General features: G+C 51.7%; 20 protein-coding genes. 14 read left to right on the top strand and 6 right to left on the bottom strand.

What is annotated here, in order from left to right:
• Positions 1-9: 9 nt before the first annotated feature.
• Both kdsD and ACJHXB_RS03110 read right to left on the bottom strand, forming a co-directional pair.
• Entirely contained in the window at positions 10-996 is a 987-nt protein-coding gene (gene kdsD / locus ACJHXB_RS03115; protein ID WP_001295557.1) for an arabinose-5-phosphate isomerase KdsD, read from the bottom strand.
• A 13-nt stretch (positions 997-1009) separates the two neighbouring features.
• The gene (locus ACJHXB_RS03110; RefSeq protein ID WP_000922865.1) at positions 1010-1987 is read right to left on the bottom strand and encodes a calcium/sodium antiporter; all 978 of its coding nucleotides are present in this window, start codon (positions 1985-1987) and stop codon (positions 1010-1012) included.
• 209 nt (positions 1988-2196) lie between these two features.
• Between ACJHXB_RS03110 and mlaF the strand changes: the two genes are divergently transcribed.
• The 7 genes from mlaF (at position 2197) to murA (ending at position 7027) form a co-directional block, all read left to right on the top strand.
• Positions 2197-3006 carry a phospholipid ABC transporter ATP-binding protein MlaF gene (mlaF, locus tag ACJHXB_RS03105; protein WP_000438245.1) on the top strand — a complete coding sequence of 270 codons (810 nt, stop codon included), beginning with the start codon at positions 2197-2199 and terminating at the stop codon, positions 3004-3006.
• 7 nt (positions 3007-3013) lie between these two features.
• Positions 3014-3796, top strand: a complete 783-nt coding sequence (gene mlaE, locus ACJHXB_RS03100; protein ID WP_000925795.1) for a lipid asymmetry maintenance ABC transporter permease subunit MlaE — start codon at positions 3014-3016, stop codon at positions 3794-3796.
• 4 nt (positions 3797-3800) lie between these two features.
• Positions 3801-4352 carry an outer membrane lipid asymmetry maintenance protein MlaD gene (mlaD, locus tag ACJHXB_RS03095; protein ID WP_001296448.1) on the top strand — a complete coding sequence of 184 codons (552 nt, stop codon included), beginning with the start codon at positions 3801-3803 and terminating at the stop codon, positions 4350-4352.
• 18 nt (positions 4353-4370) lie between these two features.
• Positions 4371-5006, top strand: coding sequence for a phospholipid-binding protein MlaC (gene mlaC, locus ACJHXB_RS03090; protein WP_000476484.1), 636 nt, complete (start codon positions 4371-4373; stop codon positions 5004-5006).
• Positions 5006-5299 carry a lipid asymmetry maintenance protein MlaB gene (gene mlaB / locus ACJHXB_RS03085; RefSeq protein WP_000004488.1) on the top strand — a complete coding sequence of 98 codons (294 nt, stop codon included), beginning with the start codon at positions 5006-5008 and terminating at the stop codon, positions 5297-5299. Before mlaC ends, mlaB begins: the two co-directional genes overlap by 1 nt.
• A 159-nt stretch (positions 5300-5458) precedes the next feature.
• Positions 5459-5713, top strand: a complete 255-nt coding sequence (gene ibaG, locus ACJHXB_RS03080) for a BolA family iron metabolism protein IbaG (RefSeq protein ID WP_000429656.1) — start codon at positions 5459-5461, stop codon at positions 5711-5713.
• A gap of 54 nt (positions 5714-5767) precedes the next feature.
• On the top strand, positions 5768-7027 hold the full coding sequence (gene murA, locus ACJHXB_RS03075) for a UDP-N-acetylglucosamine 1-carboxyvinyltransferase (RefSeq protein WP_000357259.1): 1260 nt from the start codon (positions 5768-5770) through the stop codon (positions 7025-7027).
• 47 nt (positions 7028-7074) lie between these two features.
• Here murA and sfsB read toward each other — a convergent pair whose 3' ends face one another.
• Both sfsB and ispB read right to left on the bottom strand, forming a co-directional pair.
• Positions 7075-7353: a DNA-binding transcriptional regulator SfsB gene (gene sfsB, locus ACJHXB_RS03070; RefSeq protein WP_000445413.1), complete on the bottom strand. Its 279-nt coding sequence runs from the start codon at positions 7351-7353 to the stop codon at positions 7075-7077.
• A 228-nt stretch (positions 7354-7581) separates the two neighbouring features.
• Entirely contained in the window at positions 7582-8553 is a 972-nt protein-coding gene (ispB, locus tag ACJHXB_RS03065) for an octaprenyl diphosphate synthase (protein ID WP_001047336.1), read from the bottom strand.
• A 258-nt stretch (positions 8554-8811) separates the two neighbouring features.
• Here ispB and rplU point away from each other — a divergent pair, with 258 nt between their 5' ends.
• From rplU to cgtA, 4 genes are all read left to right on the top strand, one after another.
• Complete coding sequence (gene rplU, locus ACJHXB_RS03060; protein WP_000271401.1) at positions 8812-9123, top strand: 50S ribosomal protein L21; 312 nt, start codon at positions 8812-8814, stop codon at positions 9121-9123.
• 20 nt (positions 9124-9143) lie between these two features.
• Positions 9144-9401 (top strand): 50S ribosomal protein L27, encoded by a 258-nt coding sequence (gene rpmA, locus ACJHXB_RS03055; protein WP_000940595.1) that lies wholly within the window; start codon positions 9144-9146, stop codon positions 9399-9401.
• 126 nt (positions 9402-9527) lie between these two features.
• A complete protein-coding gene (locus ACJHXB_RS03050) occupies positions 9528-10493 on the top strand; it encodes a DMT family transporter (RefSeq protein WP_000813037.1) in 966 nt (321 codons plus the stop codon).
• A gap of 15 nt (positions 10494-10508) precedes the next feature.
• Complete coding sequence (gene cgtA, locus ACJHXB_RS03045; RefSeq protein ID WP_000673561.1) at positions 10509-11681, top strand: Obg family GTPase CgtA; 1173 nt, start codon at positions 10509-10511, stop codon at positions 11679-11681.
• A gap of 39 nt (positions 11682-11720) precedes the next feature.
• Here the strand turns inward: cgtA and dacB are convergent, their stop codons facing one another.
• The gene (gene dacB, locus ACJHXB_RS03040) at positions 11721-13154 is read right to left on the bottom strand and encodes a serine-type D-Ala-D-Ala carboxypeptidase (RefSeq protein WP_001212619.1); all 1434 of its coding nucleotides are present in this window, start codon (positions 13152-13154) and stop codon (positions 11721-11723) included.
• A gap of 247 nt (positions 13155-13401) precedes the next feature.
• Between dacB and greA the strand changes: the two genes are divergently transcribed.
• The gene (greA, locus tag ACJHXB_RS03035; RefSeq protein WP_001148001.1) at positions 13402-13878 is read left to right on the top strand and encodes a transcription elongation factor GreA; all 477 of its coding nucleotides are present in this window, start codon (positions 13402-13404) and stop codon (positions 13876-13878) included.
• Positions 13879-14033: 155 nt separating this feature from the next.
• On the opposite strand, the gene yhbY is transcribed toward greA, so the two are convergent.
• The gene (yhbY, locus tag ACJHXB_RS03030) at positions 14034-14327 is read right to left on the bottom strand and encodes a ribosome assembly RNA-binding protein YhbY (RefSeq protein WP_001054420.1); all 294 of its coding nucleotides are present in this window, start codon (positions 14325-14327) and stop codon (positions 14034-14036) included.
• 125 nt (positions 14328-14452) lie between these two features.
• Between yhbY and rlmE the strand changes: the two genes are divergently transcribed.
• Together rlmE and ftsH are read left to right on the top strand one after the other, a co-directional pair.
• Positions 14453-15082, top strand: a complete 630-nt coding sequence (gene rlmE / locus ACJHXB_RS03025) for a 23S rRNA (uridine(2552)-2'-O)-methyltransferase RlmE (protein ID WP_000145975.1) — start codon at positions 14453-14455, stop codon at positions 15080-15082.
• A 99-nt stretch (positions 15083-15181) separates the two neighbouring features.
• Positions 15182-17116, top strand: coding sequence for an ATP-dependent zinc metalloprotease FtsH (gene ftsH / locus ACJHXB_RS03020; protein WP_001107467.1), 1935 nt, complete (start codon positions 15182-15184; stop codon positions 17114-17116).
• Positions 17117-17127: the final 11 nt, after the last annotated feature.

The raw sequence follows: 17127 nt of genomic DNA, 5'->3' as shown, positions 1-17127 counted from the left end.
CTTGAATCTTTACACTACGCCTGCACGCAGTAAATCATGCATATGTAACACACCGAGTAAATGGTCGCCATCGGCAACCATCACGGAGGTGATATGGCGGGACTGCATTAAGTTCAGTGCCTCAACGGCCAGAATGCCAGGGCGCACACGTATTCCCCCCGGCGTCATCACATCGGCAATACTTAACTGACGAACATCCACGCCCATATCGAAGACACGGCGTAAATCACCGTCGGTAAAGATGCCTTCAATCATCATATTGTCATCGCAAATGACAGTCATACCAAGATTTTTGCGGGTAACTTCCAGCAATGCGTCACGCAGACTGGCCGTTTTCTTAACATGCGGGATCTCATCGCCCGTATGCATAATATCGTTTACGCGCAGCAGAAGTTTACGACCCAGTGCGCCGCCTGGGTGTGAGAGCGCAAAATCTTCAGCAGTAAAGCCGCGTGCTTTTAACAGCGCGACAGCGAGGGCATCGCCCATAACCAGCGTGGCGGTGGTGCTGCTGGTCGGTGCCAGCCCTAACGGACAGGCTTCTTTCGCTACTTTAACACACAGATGCACATCTGCGGCGCGCGCCATGCTGCTCTCCGGGCGACCGGTGATGCAGATTAACGGTACGTGAAGACGCTTAAGCACTGGAATTAAGGCCGTGATTTCGCTGGATTCACCTGAGTTAGAGATAGCAATCACCACATCCTGTGGGGTGACCATGCCTAAATCACCATGCGCGGCTTCACCAGGATGGACGAAAAATGAAGGTGTACCGGTGCTGGCAAACGTTGCGGCCATTTTGCGCCCGATGTGCCCCGATTTCCCCATCCCCATGACGACAACTTTCCCTTTACACCAGAACATCTTTTCACAGGCAAGCGTGAAATTCTGATTGATGTATTGATCAAGCTCCGCCAGGCATTCACGTTCAATCGCCAGGACTTCTTTACCTGCTTGCTGAAAGTCAAAACCCGGTTGTAACTCTACGTGCGACATAATGCGTTTCCAGTTATTCAACGAGTATTGGCGATAACCAGTACAACATCGCCAGCCATACGATAAATCCGCCAGTTAATAATACCCCTACACCACGGCCCGGTTGCGGGGAGCGCCGCCAGCACAGCAACGCAAAAATAATGCTCACCAGCAACATCACGCTGTAGTCACGACTGTACGCCAGTGGATCAATCTCTCCTGGCGTTATCAGCGCGGGTAAACCCAACACGATGACAATATTAAAAATGTTTGCGCCAATGATATTTCCGACCGCAATGTCGTTTTCACCTTTGCGAACCCCCGCTATTGCGGTTGCCAGTTCCGGCAGGCTGGTTCCGATAGCAATTGCTGTCAGACCCATCATCAACTCGCTGATGGCAAAGTAATTCGCCAGCACCGTGGCGTTATCAACCACCATCCGCGTGGCCACTGGCATGATGATAAGCGCAATGCCGAGCCATAAAAACGCGACGGGCAATCCGCCGTCACGCGGCAGCTCTGCAAGCTGCTCTCTGGTCAGGCTGTCAGTCCCCTGACGTTCAGCCTGACGTGCAAGTTTAACAATGAACAGCAGCCATAGCACAGCCAGAAAGAGGAGAAAGATACCATCGCTGCGACTAAGTTGTCCGTCATAGAGTACGGAACCGGCCACCACGCTGACCAACAACATTAAGGGTAATTCACGGCGTAGAACATCAGAATGGACGGTAAAAGGACGAACCAGCGCAGCCAGACCGAGGATCAGCAATATATTGATAATGTTTGAGCCGAGGGCTGTACCAACGGCTAAATCGCGTTGTTCGTGCAGAGACGCGGCAAGCGAGACGATGATTTCTGGTAACGATGTACCAATACTGACCACCGTCATGCCGATGATTAGCGGCGGGATGCCAAAGGTTCGGCAAAGAATAGACGCGGCAAAAACCAGGCGGTCGGCACTGTAAACGACCAAAAGTAAACCAACAATTAACAGTGCCGTAGCTAAAAGCATCTAACGTCCTTTCTTCAGGTATACTCGCCGGTCCGCTGAAGATTTTCAGAAAGCCGTAACGGATTCTTAATTTTGACTTTATGCGGCTAAAAAGTAAAACAAATGCCAGCTTTCGCTAACCACGGCGGGTAATATTCTGTAAATATGTTGGGTTCAAGGTTAAATTGAGCGCCATGCTTAGAAAATCAACGCAAGACGAAGGGTGAATTATGGAGCAGTCTGTGGCGAATTTAGTCGATATGCGCGATGTCAGTTTTACGCGTGGCAATCGCTGCATCTTCGATAATATTTCCCTGACCGTGCCGCGAGGGAAGATCACGGCGATCATGGGGCCATCGGGCATCGGTAAAACGACGCTACTCCGTCTGATTGGCGGGCAAATCGCACCAGATCATGGTGAGATTCTTTTCGATGGTGAGAATATTCCGGCGATGTCTCGTTCGCGCCTGTATACAGTGCGCAAACGGATGAGCATGTTATTTCAGTCCGGGGCGTTGTTCACTGATATGAACGTATTTGACAACGTCGCCTATCCACTGCGCGAACATACTCAACTTCCCGCGCCATTGTTGCATAGTACGGTGATGATGAAGCTGGAGGCCGTGGGGCTGCGTGGAGCGGCTAAACTAATGCCTTCTGAACTTTCCGGTGGGATGGCGCGGCGTGCAGCGCTGGCGCGTGCGATTGCGCTGGAGCCGGATCTCATCATGTTTGATGAGCCCTTTGTTGGGCAAGATCCCATCACCATGGGCGTACTGGTGAAGCTGATTTCTGAGCTGAACAGCGCGCTGGGCGTGACTTGTGTGGTGGTTTCTCACGATGTGCCGGAAGTGTTAAGTATTGCGGATCACGCCTGGATCCTGGCGGACAAAAAAATTGTCGCTCATGGCAGTGCCCAGGCGTTGCAGGCGAATCCTGATCCACGCGTACGTCAGTTTCTGGACGGGATAGCTGACGGGCCTGTTCCGTTCCGCTATCCTGCCGGCGATTATCACGCTGATCTTTTACCAGGGAGTTAAGCCACTCATGCTGTTAAATGCGCTGGCGTCGCTCGGACATAAAGGGATTAAAACCCTGAGAACGTTCGGGCGGGCCGGGTTAATGTTATTCAATGCGCTGGTCGGCAAACCGGAATTTCGCAAACATGCGCCGCTGCTGGTGCGCCAGCTCTATAATGTCGGCGTCCTGTCGATGCTGATTATTGTAGTTTCTGGCGTGTTCATCGGAATGGTGTTGGGGCTGCAAGGTTATCTGGTTCTGACCACTTATAGTGCGGAAACCAGTCTGGGTATGCTGGTGGCGTTATCGCTACTGCGTGAACTGGGGCCGGTGGTTGCCGCGTTGTTGTTTGCCGGGCGTGCGGGTTCGGCGCTAACCGCAGAAATCGGCCTGATGCGCGCTACAGAGCAACTCTCCAGTATGGAGATGATGGCGGTGGATCCGCTGCGTCGGGTTATTTCTCCCCGTTTCTGGGCTGGGGTTATTTCATTACCACTGTTGACGGTTATTTTCGTCGCCGTGGGGATCTGGGGCGGATCTCTGGTCGGCGTCAGTTGGAAAGGCATTGATAGCGGGTTCTTCTGGTCGGCAATGCAAAATGCCGTCGACTGGCGTATGGATCTGGTCAACTGTCTGATTAAGAGCGTGGTGTTTGCCATCACGGTGACGTGGATTTCGTTGTTTAACGGCTACGACGCCATCCCGACGTCTGCCGGGATTAGCCGGGCAACCACTCGCACCGTTGTCCACTCGTCTCTGGCTGTTCTGGGGCTGGATTTTGTGCTGACCGCATTGATGTTTGGGAATTGAGTTCATGCAAACGAAAAAAAATGAAATTTGGGTGGGTATCTTTTTATTAGCAGCACTACTGGCGGCGCTGTTTGTTTGCCTGAAGGCGGCGAACGTGACGTCCATACGTACTGAACCGACCTACACGCTTTATGCGACGTTCGATAACATTGGCGGCCTGAAAGCGCGCTCTCCGGTCAGCATTGGTGGTGTTGTTGTGGGCCGGGTGGCGGATATTACGCTGGACCCGAAAACATATCTGCCGCGCGTAACGCTGGAAATTGAACAACGTTATAACCACATTCCTGATACCAGTTCGCTGAGCATTCGTACTTCCGGCCTGCTGGGGGAACAATATCTGGCATTAAACGTCGGTTTTGAAGACCCGGAACTGGGGACTGCTATCCTGAAGGATGGCGATACAATTCAGGACACCAAGTCTGCGATGGTGCTGGAAGATCTTATTGGTCAGTTCCTTTACGGTAGTAAAGGCGATGACAATAAGAATAGTGGCGATGCGCCAGCTGCTGCGCCAGGTAATAATGAAACCACTGAACCTGTGGGTACAACGAAATAATTTCAGGAGAACCGACGCATGTTTAAACGTTTAATGATGGTCGCTTTGCTGGTGATTGCACCGCTGAGTGCGGCAACCGCGGCAGACCAGACCAATCCGTATAAGCTGATGGACGAGGCGGCGCAGAAAACGTTCGATCGCCTGAAGAATGAGCAACCGCAAATTCGGGCCAACCCGGATTATCTGCGTACCATTGTCGATCAGGAACTGCTGCCATACGTACAGGTGAAATACGCCGGTGCGCTGGTGCTGGGCCAGTATTACAAGAGTGCGACCCCTGCTCAACGTGATGCTTACTTTGCCGCTTTCCGTGAGTACCTGAAGCAGGCTTACGGTCAGGCGCTGGCGATGTATCACGGTCAAACCTATCAGATTGCGCCAGAACAGCCGCTGGGCGATAAAACCATTGTGCCTATTCGCGTTACCATTATTGACCCGAATGGCCGCCCGCCGGTGCGTCTGGACTTCCAGTGGCGTAAAAACTCCCAGACGGGCAACTGGCAGGCTTACGACATGATTGCTGAAGGCGTCAGTATGATCACCACCAAACAAAACGAGTGGGGAACGCTGCTGCGTACCAAAGGTATCGACGGCCTGACTGCACAACTGAAATCGATTTCTCAACAGAAAATCACTCTGGAAGAGAAAAAATAATGAGCGAGTCACTGAGCTGGATGCAGACGGGTGACACGCTGGCGCTATCCGGAGAGCTGGATCAGGACGTTCTGCTACCGCTTTGGGAAATGCGTGAGGAAGCGGTGAAGGGGATTACCTGCATCGATCTTAGCCGTGTGTCCCGCGTGGATACGGGTGGACTGGCACTGCTGCTCCATCTTATCGATCTGGCGAAAAAGCAGGGCAACAACGTGACGCTTCAGGGGGTAAACGATAAAGTGTATACCCTGGCGAAATTGTATAATTTGCCTGCTGATGTTCTGCCTCGTTAAATTTTTTCAGGCCGGATATGGCGTTAACCGCCTGTCCGGCAAACCTGCCTGCAAGTCGAGCCTTGTCTGATTTATCAGCGAGGCTTTTTGCTTATTTATGCCAGCGCAACTTTGCTCTAAGATGTTTCGCTGGTTTATTAACTGATGATTGAAGATCCCATGGAAAATAATGAAATTCAGAGCGTGTTGATGAACGCTCTCTCCCTCCAGGAAGTCCACGTTTCCGGCGATGGCAGCCACTTTCAGGTTATTGCCGTGGGTGAGTTGTTTGACGGCATGAGTCGGGTTAAAAAACAGCAGACGGTCTATGGCCCGCTGATGGAATATATTGCGGATAACCGCATTCATGCTGTGTCGATCAAAGCGTATACCCCTGCGGAGTGGGCGCGCGATCGCAAACTGAACGGCTTTTGAGCTATGGGCGATTCGCCGGTAGCGGATATGAATTGTTAACTGAGAACAACCTAAATGGATAAATTTCGTGTTCAGGGGCCAACGAAGCTCCAGGGCGAAGTCACAATTTCCGGCGCTAAAAATGCTGCTCTGCCTATCCTTTTTGCCGCACTACTGGCGGAAGAACCGGTAGAGATCCAGAACGTCCCGAAACTGAAAGACGTCGATACATCAATGAAGCTGCTAAGCCAGCTGGGTGCGAAAGTAGAACGTAATGGTTCTGTGCATATTGATGCCCGCGACGTTAATGTATTCTGCGCACCTTACGATCTGGTTAAAACCATGCGTGCTTCTATCTGGGCGCTGGGGCCGCTGGTAGCGCGCTTTGGTCAGGGGCAAGTTTCACTGCCTGGCGGTTGTACGATTGGTGCACGTCCGGTTGATCTACACATTTCTGGTCTCGAACAATTAGGCGCGACCATCAAACTGGAAGAAGGTTACGTTAAAGCTTCCGTCGATGGTCGTCTGAAAGGCGCACATATCGTGATGGATAAAGTCAGCGTTGGCGCAACGGTGACCATCATGTGTGCTGCAACCCTGGCGGAAGGCACCACGATTATTGAAAACGCAGCGCGTGAACCGGAAATCGTCGATACCGCGAACTTCCTGATTACGCTGGGTGCGAAAATTAGCGGTCAGGGCACCGATCGTATCGTCATCGAAGGTGTGGAACGTTTAGGCGGCGGTGTCTATCGCGTGCTGCCGGATCGTATCGAAACCGGTACTTTCCTGGTGGCGGCGGCGATCTCTCGCGGCAAAATTATCTGCCGTAACGCGCAGCCAGATACTCTCGACGCCGTGCTGGCGAAACTGCGTGACGCTGGAGCAGACATCGAAGTCGGCGAAGACTGGATTAGCCTGGATATGCATGGCAAACGTCCGAAGGCTGTTAACGTACGTACCGCGCCGCATCCGGCATTCCCGACCGATATGCAGGCCCAGTTCACGCTGTTGAACCTGGTGGCAGAAGGGACCGGCTTCATCACCGAAACGGTCTTTGAAAACCGCTTTATGCATGTGCCAGAGCTGAGCCGTATGGGCGCGCACGCCGAAATCGAAAGCAATACCGTTATTTGTCACGGTGTTGAAAAACTTTCTGGCGCACAGGTTATGGCAACCGATCTGCGTGCATCAGCAAGCCTGGTGCTGGCTGGCTGTATTGCGGAAGGGACGACGGTAGTTGATCGTATTTATCACATCGATCGTGGCTACGAACGCATTGAAGACAAACTGCGCGCTTTAGGTGCAAATATTGAGCGTGTGAAAGGCGAGTAATCGTCTGAGAGCTGGCAGCCCCGTTCGCGGGGCTACCGCCAGACCACTCATTTTTTCGGTTTAGTGTAGCTACGCATCAACTGCGTTCTGTCGATAAACTCATGGGTCTGCGGATCATGGTAGCGTGATGGCCAGATAACCCAGGGGTCAGTTCCCAGGGCTTTCGCAATAATCATCTCTCCTTTCGGCCATGGGCGCGATAATGCGTTCGCCAGCGTTGAGGAACTCAAACCATTTCTGCGAGATTCCGCCGCCATTGACGTTCCCTTCTTGCGCAAACCCGCAATGATGTCAGCGGGATGCCAGTCAATGAAATTACTTTCCATCTTTCCTCACTCCTTAAGTTAGTCGCTTTCATTCAGAACATTTCTTTTGTCGGGCATCACTATACTCCTGATGGCCTATTGCTCTAAAAAGTTCCTGTAAAGAGTGTGAATGTTCAGAATATATAAAGATACATACACTGGTTTTTCAGGCGTTATTACGCTGAATAAGTGTTTTTATGGAACTTATTGGAATCATCCCGCGCACTGCGCGGGATGAGGGGGAGGGGATTAACGATCGCGTTGAACAGCTATGTGCGCGAGGCCGATGAGTGCTTCTCGCCACGGGGTGTCCGGGAGCACCTGTAACGCTGCGATGGCTTTGTCTGCTTCTTCCTCGGCACGCTGACGCGTCCATTCAAGAGATCCACAAGCGTTCATTGCTTCCAGAACCGGTTCCAGAAGATGGCGACCGTTACCCTGTTCGATGGCGGTACGAATCATCTGTGCCTGTTCTGGTGTGCCATGATGCATTGCATGCAGCAGCGGCAGCGTCGGTTTACCTTCGTTCAGATCGTCGCCGACGTTTTTACCTAACTGTTCGCCATCGGCATTGTAATCGAGTAAATCGTCGATCAACTGGAAAGCAGTGCCGAGATAGCGCCCATAATCCTGCAGGCCTTTCTCCTCCTCCGGCGTACAGCCAGCCAGAATCCCGGAACACTGCGCGGCAGCCTCAAACAGACGCGCGGTTTTGCTATAGATAACGCGCATGTAGTTTTCTTCAGTGATGTCCGGATCGTTAACGTTCATCAGTTGCAGAACTTCACCTTCTGCGATGACGTTTACGGCTTCTGACATGACTTCCAGCACTTTGAGCGAGCCGAGGCTGGTCATCATCTGGAACGCGCGGGTATAAATAAAATCGCCTACCAGCACGCTGGCGGCATTGCCAAATGCGGCGTTGGCGGTAGCTTTACCCCTGCGCATATCTGATTCATCCACAACGTCGTCGTGCAGCAGAGTCGCCGTGTGGATAAACTCGATCAGGGCAGCAATGGTGACATGCGCATTTCCCTCATAGCCAACAGCTCGTGCAGCCAGTACAGCAATCATCGGGCGAATACGTTTACCGCCGCCGCTGACGATGTAATAGCCTAACTGATTGATCAGTTGGACGTCGGAATTAAGCTGCTCAAGGATTGCCGCATTAACACCCGCCATATCTTGCGCGGTTAACTCATTGATTTTTTCTAAATTCATCGCAAAAGCCGGGCTTTTCGCCCCGATTACCTTACTGTGAACAAAGGCAAGTTAGGGTTTATGGTTAGGAATATAGGGTGATTGTACTGAAAAAATGGCACAGATAAACGTTACCGTACAAGTTGTGTTTTTTTTCTTCGTGTATTGACTGTAGCACTTGTCAAAGGCGTGCGTTTTGCGTAATATTCGCGCCCTATTGTGAATATTTATAGCGCACTCTGAATCATTGAAAAGGTGTGCGCGGAAGCGGAGTTTTATATGTACGCGGTTTTCCAAAGTGGTGGTAAACAACACCGAGTAAGCGAAGGTCAGACCGTTCGCCTGGAAAAGCTGGACATCGCAACTGGCGAAACTGTTGAGTTCGCTGAAGTGCTGATGATCGCAAACGGTGAAGAAGTCAAAATCGGCGTTCCTTTCGTTGATGGCGGCGTAATCAAAGCTGAAGTTGTTGCTCACGGTCGTGGCGAGAAAGTTAAAATCGTTAAGTTTCGTCGTCGTAAACACTATCGTAAGCAGCAGGGCCATCGTCAGTGGTTCACTGATGTGAAAATTACTGGCATCAGCGCCTAAGACCTGAGGAGAGATTTCAAATGGCACATAAAAAGGCTGGCGGCTCCACACGTAACGGTCGCGATTCAGAAGCTAAACGCCTGGGCGTTAAGCGTTTCGGTGGCGAATCCGTTCTGGCGGGTAGCATCATCGTTCGTCAACGTGGTACCAAATTCCACGCTGGCGCTAACGTAGGTTGCGGTCGTGACCACACTCTGTTTGCTAAAGCAGACGGTAAAGTGAAATTCGAAGTTAAAGGCCCGAAAAACCGTAAATTTATCAGCATCGAAGCTGAATAAGTTTTTCGCGTCCCGGTAACGGATGAAAGCCCCGCAACACGTTGCGGGGCTTTTTACATTCGATAACCGGTAAAAATGCGCATGGTGCGACGTTAATTCGCAAATGCGCTTTGCAGGGAATACGGTATGAAGCAGCAGGCAGGCATTGGCATTCTTTTGGCGCTCACCACAGCAATTTGCTGGGGGGCGTTGCCAATCGCAATGAAGCAGGTGCTGGAGGTGATGGAACCTCCGACAATCGTGTTTTACCGTTTCTTGATGGCGAGTATTGGCCTTGGTGCCATTCTTGCGGTGAAGAAGAGGTTGCCGCCATTACGCGTGTTTCGTAAGCCACGCTGGTTGATTTTGTTGGCAGTGGCGACCGCCGGGCTGTTTGGGAACTTCATCCTGTTCAGCTCATCCTTGCAATACCTGAGTCCGACCGCTTCGCAGGTGATTGGGCAACTCTCGCCAGTTGGCATGATGGTTGCCAGCGTATTTATCCTGAAAGAGAAAATGCGCAGCACTCAGGTTGTAGGGGCATTGATGCTCCTGAGCGGCCTGGTGATGTTTTTTAACACCAGTCTGGTCGAGATATTTACAAAGCTCACCGATTACACCTGGGGAGTTATCTTTGGGGTCGGTGCTGCGACGGTTTGGGTGAGTTATGGCGTGGCGCAAAAGGTTTTATTGCGTCGGCTGGCCTCACCGCAGATTCTGTTTTTACTGTACACTTTATGTACAATTGCGCTCTTCCCTCTGGCAAAGCCTGGAGTGATAGCGCAGCTTAGCCACTGGCAGCTCGCATGTTTAATTTTTTGCGGACTGAATACATTGGTAGGATATGGCGCCCTGGCGGAAGCGATGGCTCGCTGGCAGGCAGCGCAGGTGAGCGCGATCATTACGCTCACCCCACTGTTTACGCTGTTTTTTTCAGATCTTTTATCACTGGCCTGGCCCGATTTCTTCGCCAGACCGATGTTAAACCTTTTAGGTTATCTCGGTGCGTTTGTCGTGGTTGCGGGCGCGATGTATTCCGCCATTGGTCATCGTATTTGGGGCGGATTACGTAAGCATACAACGGTGGTATCGCAACCCCGCGCAGGCGAATGATTTACGGAGAATAAAATGAAGTTTGTTGATGAAGCATCGATTCTGGTCGTTGCAGGTGATGGCGGTAATGGTTGCGTGAGCTTCCGCCGCGAAAAGTATATTCCGAAAGGCGGCCCGGATGGCGGCGACGGCGGTGACGGCGGTGACGTATGGATGGAAGCCGACGAGAACCTGAACACGCTTATCGATTATCGTTTTGAAAAATCTTTCCGCGCAGAGCGTGGTCAGAATGGCGCAAGCCGCGACTGTACCGGTAAGCGCGGTAAAGACGTGACGATTAAAGTGCCGGTAGGTACGCGTGTTATCGACCAGGGTACCGGTGAAACCATGGGCGATATGACCAAACACGGTCAGCGTCTGCTGGTTGCTAAGGGCGGCTGGCACGGTCTGGGCAATACCCGTTTCAAATCGTCAGTTAACCGTACACCACGGCAGAAAACTAACGGTACGCCGGGCGATAAGCGTGAGCTGCTGCTGGAGCTGATGCTGCTGGCTGACGTCGGTATGTTGGGGATGCCAAACGCGGGTAAATCGACCTTTATTCGTGCGGTATCGGCGGCTAAACCGAAAGTGGCGGATTATCCGTTTACCACTCTGGTGCCAAGTCTTGGTGTGGTACGAATGGACAACGAAAAGAGCTTCGTTGTTGCCGATATTCCAGGACTGATTGAAGGCGCTGCAGAAGGCGCAGGTCTGGGCATTCGCTTCCTGAAGCACCTGGAACGTTGCCGCGTCCTGTTGCACCTCATCGATATCGATCCGATTGACGGCACCGATCCGGTTGAAAACGCGCGTATTATTATCAGCGAGCTGGAAAAATACAGCCAGGATCTGGCGGCGAAACCGCGTTGGTTAGTCTTCAACAAGATCGACCTGCTGGATAAGGCAGAAGCCGAAGAGAAAGCGAAAGCGATCGCTGAGGCGCTGGGTTGGGAAGATAAATATTATCTGATCTCTGCGGCGAGCGGACTGGGCGTGAAAGATCTCTGCTGGGATGTGATGACCTTTATCATTGAAAACCCGGTCGTGCAGGCTGAAGAAGCGAAACAGCCAGAGAAAGTTGAATTCATGTGGGATGATTATCACCGTCAGCAGCTTGAAGAGATTGCTGAAGAGGATGATGAAGACTGGGATGACGACTGGGACGAAGACGACGAAGAAGGCGTTGAGTTCATTTACAAGCGTTAATCAGCAAAACCCCGGCCATGCGCCGGGGTTTCTTTTTGACTAATTGTTCTGATAAATATCTTTGTACAAACGGCTTTCAAAACGCACTAACGGAATACGGCGATTACGCTGATCCGCGGGTTCTACTGCATAGCCGGAAAGATATTGCACAAACGCCATTCGTTGCCCGCTCGCCGTGGTAATGAATCCCGCCAGGTTATATACCCCCTGCAACGAGCCGGTTTTCGCTGAGACTTTGCCATCCACGCCCGCCTGATGCAGACCTGCACGGTACTGCAAAGAGCCGTCATAGCCCGCCAGCGGCAGCATAGAGATAAAGTTAAGTTCATTGTCGTGTTGGGCTATGTATTGCAGCACCTGCATCATGGTGGCGGGGGCAATCAGGTTATGCCGCGAAAGCCCTGAACCATCGGCAATAATGGTGTTACCAATATCGACACCGGCTTGCTGGCGCAGGATCTGACGCACGGCGTCCGACCCGGCCCGCCATGTTCCAGGCACATTGAAGCGCGCATGGCCTATCATGCGGAAAACCGTATCGGCAATCATGTTGTCCGACTTTTTCAGCATAATCTTAAGCAGATCGTGCAGCGGGGCCGACTGTTTACTGGCAACTACCGTTCCAGGTTCGTTAACCTGCGTCTGACGCAGCAGTGTTCCGCTCCAGGTGATACCTGCCTGTTTTAACTCATCTTTCAGAATTGCTCCGGCATAGCTGGCTCCATCCTGCACGGCAAAAGCCAACGGGAGCGGCTCAGAACGTTGTGGCAGGCATCCGGTCAGCGTAAAGCGGTTCAGGTCGCCTGGCACCACATCCAGCTCGCAATATTGCGCTTCGGCAGAACCACGGGGGAGGGTGCGTACCTGGCTGAACATCGTAACGGGGTAATAAGATGCCACGCGTATAAAAGCCATATCACCAGGTTTTGGGGCACTGTAGAGCGAGACGGAGAAACAGTTGCGGTCAACTATGGCGGCAGCAGGCGGAGCGCTAAAGCATTGTGTCATGTCATTCCATGGCCAGCCGGGGGCTTTATCGTGGCTGGCGAAAATGGAGGTATCTATCAACACATTGCCATCGATTTGGTTGACGCCAGATTTTTTCAAAGTCGCGACCATATTGCGAATATCCTGACGTTTTAACGTCGGATCGGCACCAAATCGCGCCACTAAGTCACCCTTAAGTACGCCGTTTTCCACATTACCTTTGGTTTCAAGCGTCGTGGTAAAACGAAAATCGGGGCCGAGTTGAATCAACGCCGCCAGTGCAGTAATCACTTTCTGCGTACTGGCGGGCAGCGCCATCTGCTGACTGTGGTAATCAATAGCGGGGGCCGACGCGCCGACTTTTTGCACCATCAGGGCAAGGTTGGCACCAGCGGGGAGTTGAGTAATGTACTCATCAACATTTGCGGCCTGAACACTGAACGCTATACAGCTGGTCAATCCGATGATAAATCTGGAAAATCGCATAATCTCGCGCTAACAACCTGGAATCGAGCCGTCATACTACGGCGCAACGCCCTATAAAGTAAACGATGACCCTTCGGGAACTTCAGGGTAAAATGACTATCAAAATGTGAATTGTAGCTGACCTGGGACTTGTACCCGGGTCGGTATTTTTTTGCTTCTGGTCCCGGTGAGGAGTTATGCCGGGCAGGCCGAACAGCCGGGGTGGGTGAAGACTTGCCCCATCAGGAATATTCAAGAGGTATAACAAATGCAAGCTATTCCGATGACCTTACGCGGCGCTGAAAAATTACGCGAAGAGCTGGATTTTCTGAAATCTGTGCGCCGTCCTGAAATCATTGCTGCTATCGCGGAAGCGCGTGAGCATGGCGACCTGAAAGAAAACGCCGAATACCACGCAGCTCGTGAACAGCAGGGCTTCTGCGAAGGCCGTATCAAAGACATCGAAGCCAAGCTGTCGAACGCGCAGGTGATTGATGTCACCAAAATGCCCAACAATGGGCGCGTTATTTTTGGTGCTACCGTAACGGTGCTGAATCTCGATTCTGACGAAGAACAGACTTATCGCATCGTTGGCGATGACGAAGCTGACTTTAAACAAAACCTGATTTCTGTAAACTCACCTATTGCTCGTGGCCTGATCGGCAAAGAAGAAGATGATGTTGTGGTCATCAAAACGCCGGGCGGCGAAGTAGAATTTGAAGTAATTAAGGTGGAATACCTGTAAGAATTACCCAATACTCAAGATGTTGATGTATTGTAAAGAAAGGAAAAAGGCCGCTATGCGGCCTTTTATCAACGAACAGAGCGTGGCATTTTGCTCTCCTGCCTGCGGAAAACCCCTCGTTTTACACAGCAAATGTGTGTAACTTTAGGATAATCTTAGCGTGGCAGCGAGATTTTACGTTCTTTAGTTGGGCGATAAAGCACCAGCGTTTTACCGATGACCTGTACATTACAGGCGCCGGTTTCGCGCACGATAGCTTCCACGATCAAGGTTTTAGTTTCGCGATCTTCGGTGGCGATTTTCACCTTGATGAGTTCATGGTGCTCTAACGCTTGTTCAATCTCGGCCAGCACCCCTTCGGTCAAACCATTACTGCCAAGCAGAACAACTGGCTTGAGCGGATGTGCCAGACCTTTCAGGTGCTGTTTTTGTTTAGTACTCAGATTCATCGTATTTTTTGCTTACGTTGGGATTGAAAACGGGTCATTCTACCGCCATCTCCCATATATCACCAAATAGGCGCGTAAAAATTTACGCAATTGGTTACGATGAGTTATCCCAATGGGAAAGTTAAATGACAGGTAAGAAGCGTTCTGCCAGCTCCAGCCGCTGGCTTCAGGAACACTTTAGCGATAAATATGTTCAACAGGCACAGAAAAAGGGGTTACGTTCCCGTGCCTGGTTTAAACTTGATGAAATACAGCAAAGTGACAAACTCTTTAAACCGGGAATGACGGTTGTCGACCTTGGTGCTGCGCCGGGTGGTTGGTCACAATATGTGGTCACCCAAATTGGCGGCAAAGGCCGTATCATCGCTTGCGATCTTTTACCTATGGATCCTATCGTTGGTGTGGACTTTCTTCAGGGCGATTTTCGTGATGAACTGGTGATGAAAGCACTGCTGGAGCGCGTTGGCGACAGCAAAGTCCAGGTTGTCATGTCCGATATGGCACCAAACATGAGCGGAACACCGGCGGTGGATATCCCCCGTGCCATGTATCTGGTGGAACTGGCGCTAGAAATGTGTCGTGATGTATTAGCGCCAGGTGGCAGTTTTGTAGTGAAGGTGTTCCAGGGCGAAGGTTTCGATGAGTATCTAAGGGAAATTCGCTCCCTGTTTACGAAGGTCAAAGTTCGTAAGCCGGACTCTTCTCGCGCACGTTCGCGGGAAGTGTATATTGTAGCGACCGGGCGTAAACCCTAACCGGGAGATTTCAGACGAAAGTTTGAAAGATGCTGGATATAGAGTATCCTGACGCTGTTTTTAACACAGTTGTAATAAGAGGTTAATCCCTTGAGTGACATGGCGAAAAACCTAATACTCTGGCTGGTCATTGCCGTTGTGCTGATGTCAGTATTCCAGAGCTTTGGGCCCAGCGAGTCTAATGGCCGTAAGGTGGATTACTCTACCTTCCTACAAGAGGTCAATAACGACCAGGTTCGTGAAGCGCGTATCAACGGACGTGAAATCAACGTTACCAAGAAAGATAGTAACCGTTATACCACTTACATTCCGGTTCAGGATCCGAAATTACTGGATAACCTGTTGACCAAGAACGTCAAGGTTGTCGGTGAACCGCCTGAAGAACCAAGCCTGCTGGCTTCTATCTTCATCTCCTGGTTCCCGATGCTGTTGCTGATTGGTGTCTGGATCTTCTTCATGCGTCAAATGCAGGGCGGCGGTGGCAAAGGTGCCATGTCGTTTGGTAAGAGCAAAGCGCGCATGCTGACGGAAGATCAGATCAAAACGACCTTTGCTGACGTTGCGGGCTGCGACGAAGCAAAAGAAGAAGTTGCTGAACTGGTTGAGTATCTGCGCGAGCCGAGCCGCTTCCAGAAACTCGGCGGTAAGATCCCGAAAGGCGTCCTGATGGTCGGTCCTCCGGGTACCGGTAAAACGCTGCTGGCGAAAGCGATTGCAGGCGAAGCGAAAGTTCCGTTCTTTACTATCTCCGGTTCTGACTTCGTCGAAATGTTCGTCGGTGTGGGTGCATCCCGTGTTCGTGACATGTTCGAACAGGCGAAGAAAGCGGCACCGTGTATCATCTTTATCGATGAAATCGACGCCGTAGGCCGCCAGCGTGGCGCAGGCCTGGGCGGTGGTCACGATGAACGTGAACAGACTCTGAACCAGATGCTGGTTGAGATGGATGGCTTCGAAGGTAACGAAGGTATCATCGTTATCGCCGCGACTAACCGTCCGGACGTTCTTGACCCGGCGCTGCTGCGTCCTGGCCGTTTCGACCGTCAGGTTGTGGTTGGCTTGCCAGATGTTCGCGGTCGTGAGCAGATCCTGAAAGTTCACATGCGTCGCGTACCATTGGCACCCGATATCGACGCGGCAATCATTGCCCGTGGTACTCCTGGTTTCTCCGGTGCTGACCTGGCGAACCTGGTGAACGAAGCGGCACTGTTCGCTGCTCGTGGCAACAAACGCGTTGTGTCGATGGTTGAGTTCGAGAAAGCGAAAGACAAAATCATGATGGGTGCGGAACGTCGCTCCATGGTGATGACGGAAGCGCAGAAAGAATCGACGGCTTACCACGAAGCGGGTCACGCGATTATCGGTCGCCTGGTGCCGGAACACGATCCGGTGCACAAAGTGACGATTATCCCACGCGGTCGTGCGCTGGGTGTAACTTTCTTCTTGCCTGAGGGCGACGCAATCAGCGCCAGCCGTCAGAAACTGGAAAGCCAGATTTCTACGCTGTACGGTGGTCGTCTGGCAGAAGAGATCATCTACGGGCCGGAACATGTTTCTACCGGTGCGTCCAACGATATTAAAGTTGCGACCAACCTGGCACGTAACATGGTGACTCAGTGGGGCTTCTCTGAGAAATTGGGTCCACTGCTGTACGCGGAAGAAGAAGGTGAAGTGTTCCTCGGCCGTAGCGTAGCGAAAGCGAAACATATGTCTGATGAAACTGCACGTATCATCGACCAGGAAGTGAAAGCACTGATTGAGCGTAACTATAATCGTGCGCGTCAGCTTCTGACCGACAATATGGATATTCTGCATGCGATGAAAGATGCTCTCATGAAATATGAGACTATCGACGCACCGCAGATTGATGACCTGATGGCACGTCGCGATGTACGTCCGCCAGCGGGCTGGGAAGAACCAGGCGCTTCTAACAATTCTGGCGACAATGGTAGTCCAAAGGCTCCTCGTCCGGTTGATGAACCGCGTACGCCGAACCCGGGTAACACCATGTCAGAGCAGTTAGGCGACAAGTAAGTTCCCGCATC

Origin of the sequence: Escherichia sp. WS3227_2, assembly GCF_046486495.1 — a bacterium.
Classification (GTDB): domain Bacteria; phylum Pseudomonadota; class Gammaproteobacteria; order Enterobacterales; family Enterobacteriaceae; genus Escherichia; species Escherichia coli.
This window is presented reverse-complemented; position numbering and strand designations above follow the sequence as displayed.

Bases quoted from the DNA above. Each gene is read 5' to 3' on its own strand.
- murA (WP_000357259.1), top strand. From the start codon at position 5,768: ATGGATAAATTTCGTGTTCAGGGGCCAACGAAGCTCCAGGGCGAAGTC.
- ACJHXB_RS03050 (WP_000813037.1), top strand. From the start codon at position 9,528: ATGAAGCAGCAGGCAGGCATTGGCATTCTTTTGGCGCTCACCACAGCA.
- rplU (WP_000271401.1), top strand. From the start codon at position 8,812: ATGTACGCGGTTTTCCAAAGTGGTGGTAAACAACACCGAGTAAGCGAA.
- yhbY (WP_001054420.1), bottom strand. From the start codon at position 14,327: ATGAATCTGAGTACTAAACAAAAACAGCACCTGAAAGGTCTGGCACAT.
- sfsB (WP_000445413.1), bottom strand. From the start codon at position 7,353: ATGGAAAGTAATTTCATTGACTGGCATCCCGCTGACATCATTGCGGGT.
- cgtA (WP_000673561.1), top strand. From the start codon at position 10,509: ATGAAGTTTGTTGATGAAGCATCGATTCTGGTCGTTGCAGGTGATGGC.
- ftsH (WP_001107467.1), top strand. From the start codon at position 15,182: ATGGCGAAAAACCTAATACTCTGGCTGGTCATTGCCGTTGTGCTGATG.
- ACJHXB_RS03110 (WP_000922865.1), bottom strand. From the start codon at position 1,987: ATGCTTTTAGCTACGGCACTGTTAATTGTTGGTTTACTTTTGGTCGTT.
- rlmE (WP_000145975.1), top strand. From the start codon at position 14,453: ATGACAGGTAAGAAGCGTTCTGCCAGCTCCAGCCGCTGGCTTCAGGAA.
- mlaE (WP_000925795.1), top strand. From the start codon at position 3,014: ATGCTGTTAAATGCGCTGGCGTCGCTCGGACATAAAGGGATTAAAACC.
- kdsD (WP_001295557.1), bottom strand. From the start codon at position 996: ATGTCGCACGTAGAGTTACAACCGGGTTTTGACTTTCAGCAAGCAGGT.
- greA (WP_001148001.1), top strand. From the start codon at position 13,402: ATGCAAGCTATTCCGATGACCTTACGCGGCGCTGAAAAATTACGCGAA.
- mlaF (WP_000438245.1), top strand. From the start codon at position 2,197: ATGGAGCAGTCTGTGGCGAATTTAGTCGATATGCGCGATGTCAGTTTT.
- ibaG (WP_000429656.1), top strand. From the start codon at position 5,459: ATGGAAAATAATGAAATTCAGAGCGTGTTGATGAACGCTCTCTCCCTC.
- mlaB (WP_000004488.1), top strand. From the start codon at position 5,006: ATGAGCGAGTCACTGAGCTGGATGCAGACGGGTGACACGCTGGCGCTA.
- rpmA (WP_000940595.1), top strand. From the start codon at position 9,144: ATGGCACATAAAAAGGCTGGCGGCTCCACACGTAACGGTCGCGATTCA.
- mlaD (WP_001296448.1), top strand. From the start codon at position 3,801: ATGCAAACGAAAAAAAATGAAATTTGGGTGGGTATCTTTTTATTAGCA.
- ispB (WP_001047336.1), bottom strand. From the start codon at position 8,553: ATGAATTTAGAAAAAATCAATGAGTTAACCGCGCAAGATATGGCGGGT.
- mlaC (WP_000476484.1), top strand. From the start codon at position 4,371: ATGTTTAAACGTTTAATGATGGTCGCTTTGCTGGTGATTGCACCGCTG.
- dacB (WP_001212619.1), bottom strand. From the start codon at position 13,154: ATGCGATTTTCCAGATTTATCATCGGATTGACCAGCTGTATAGCGTTC.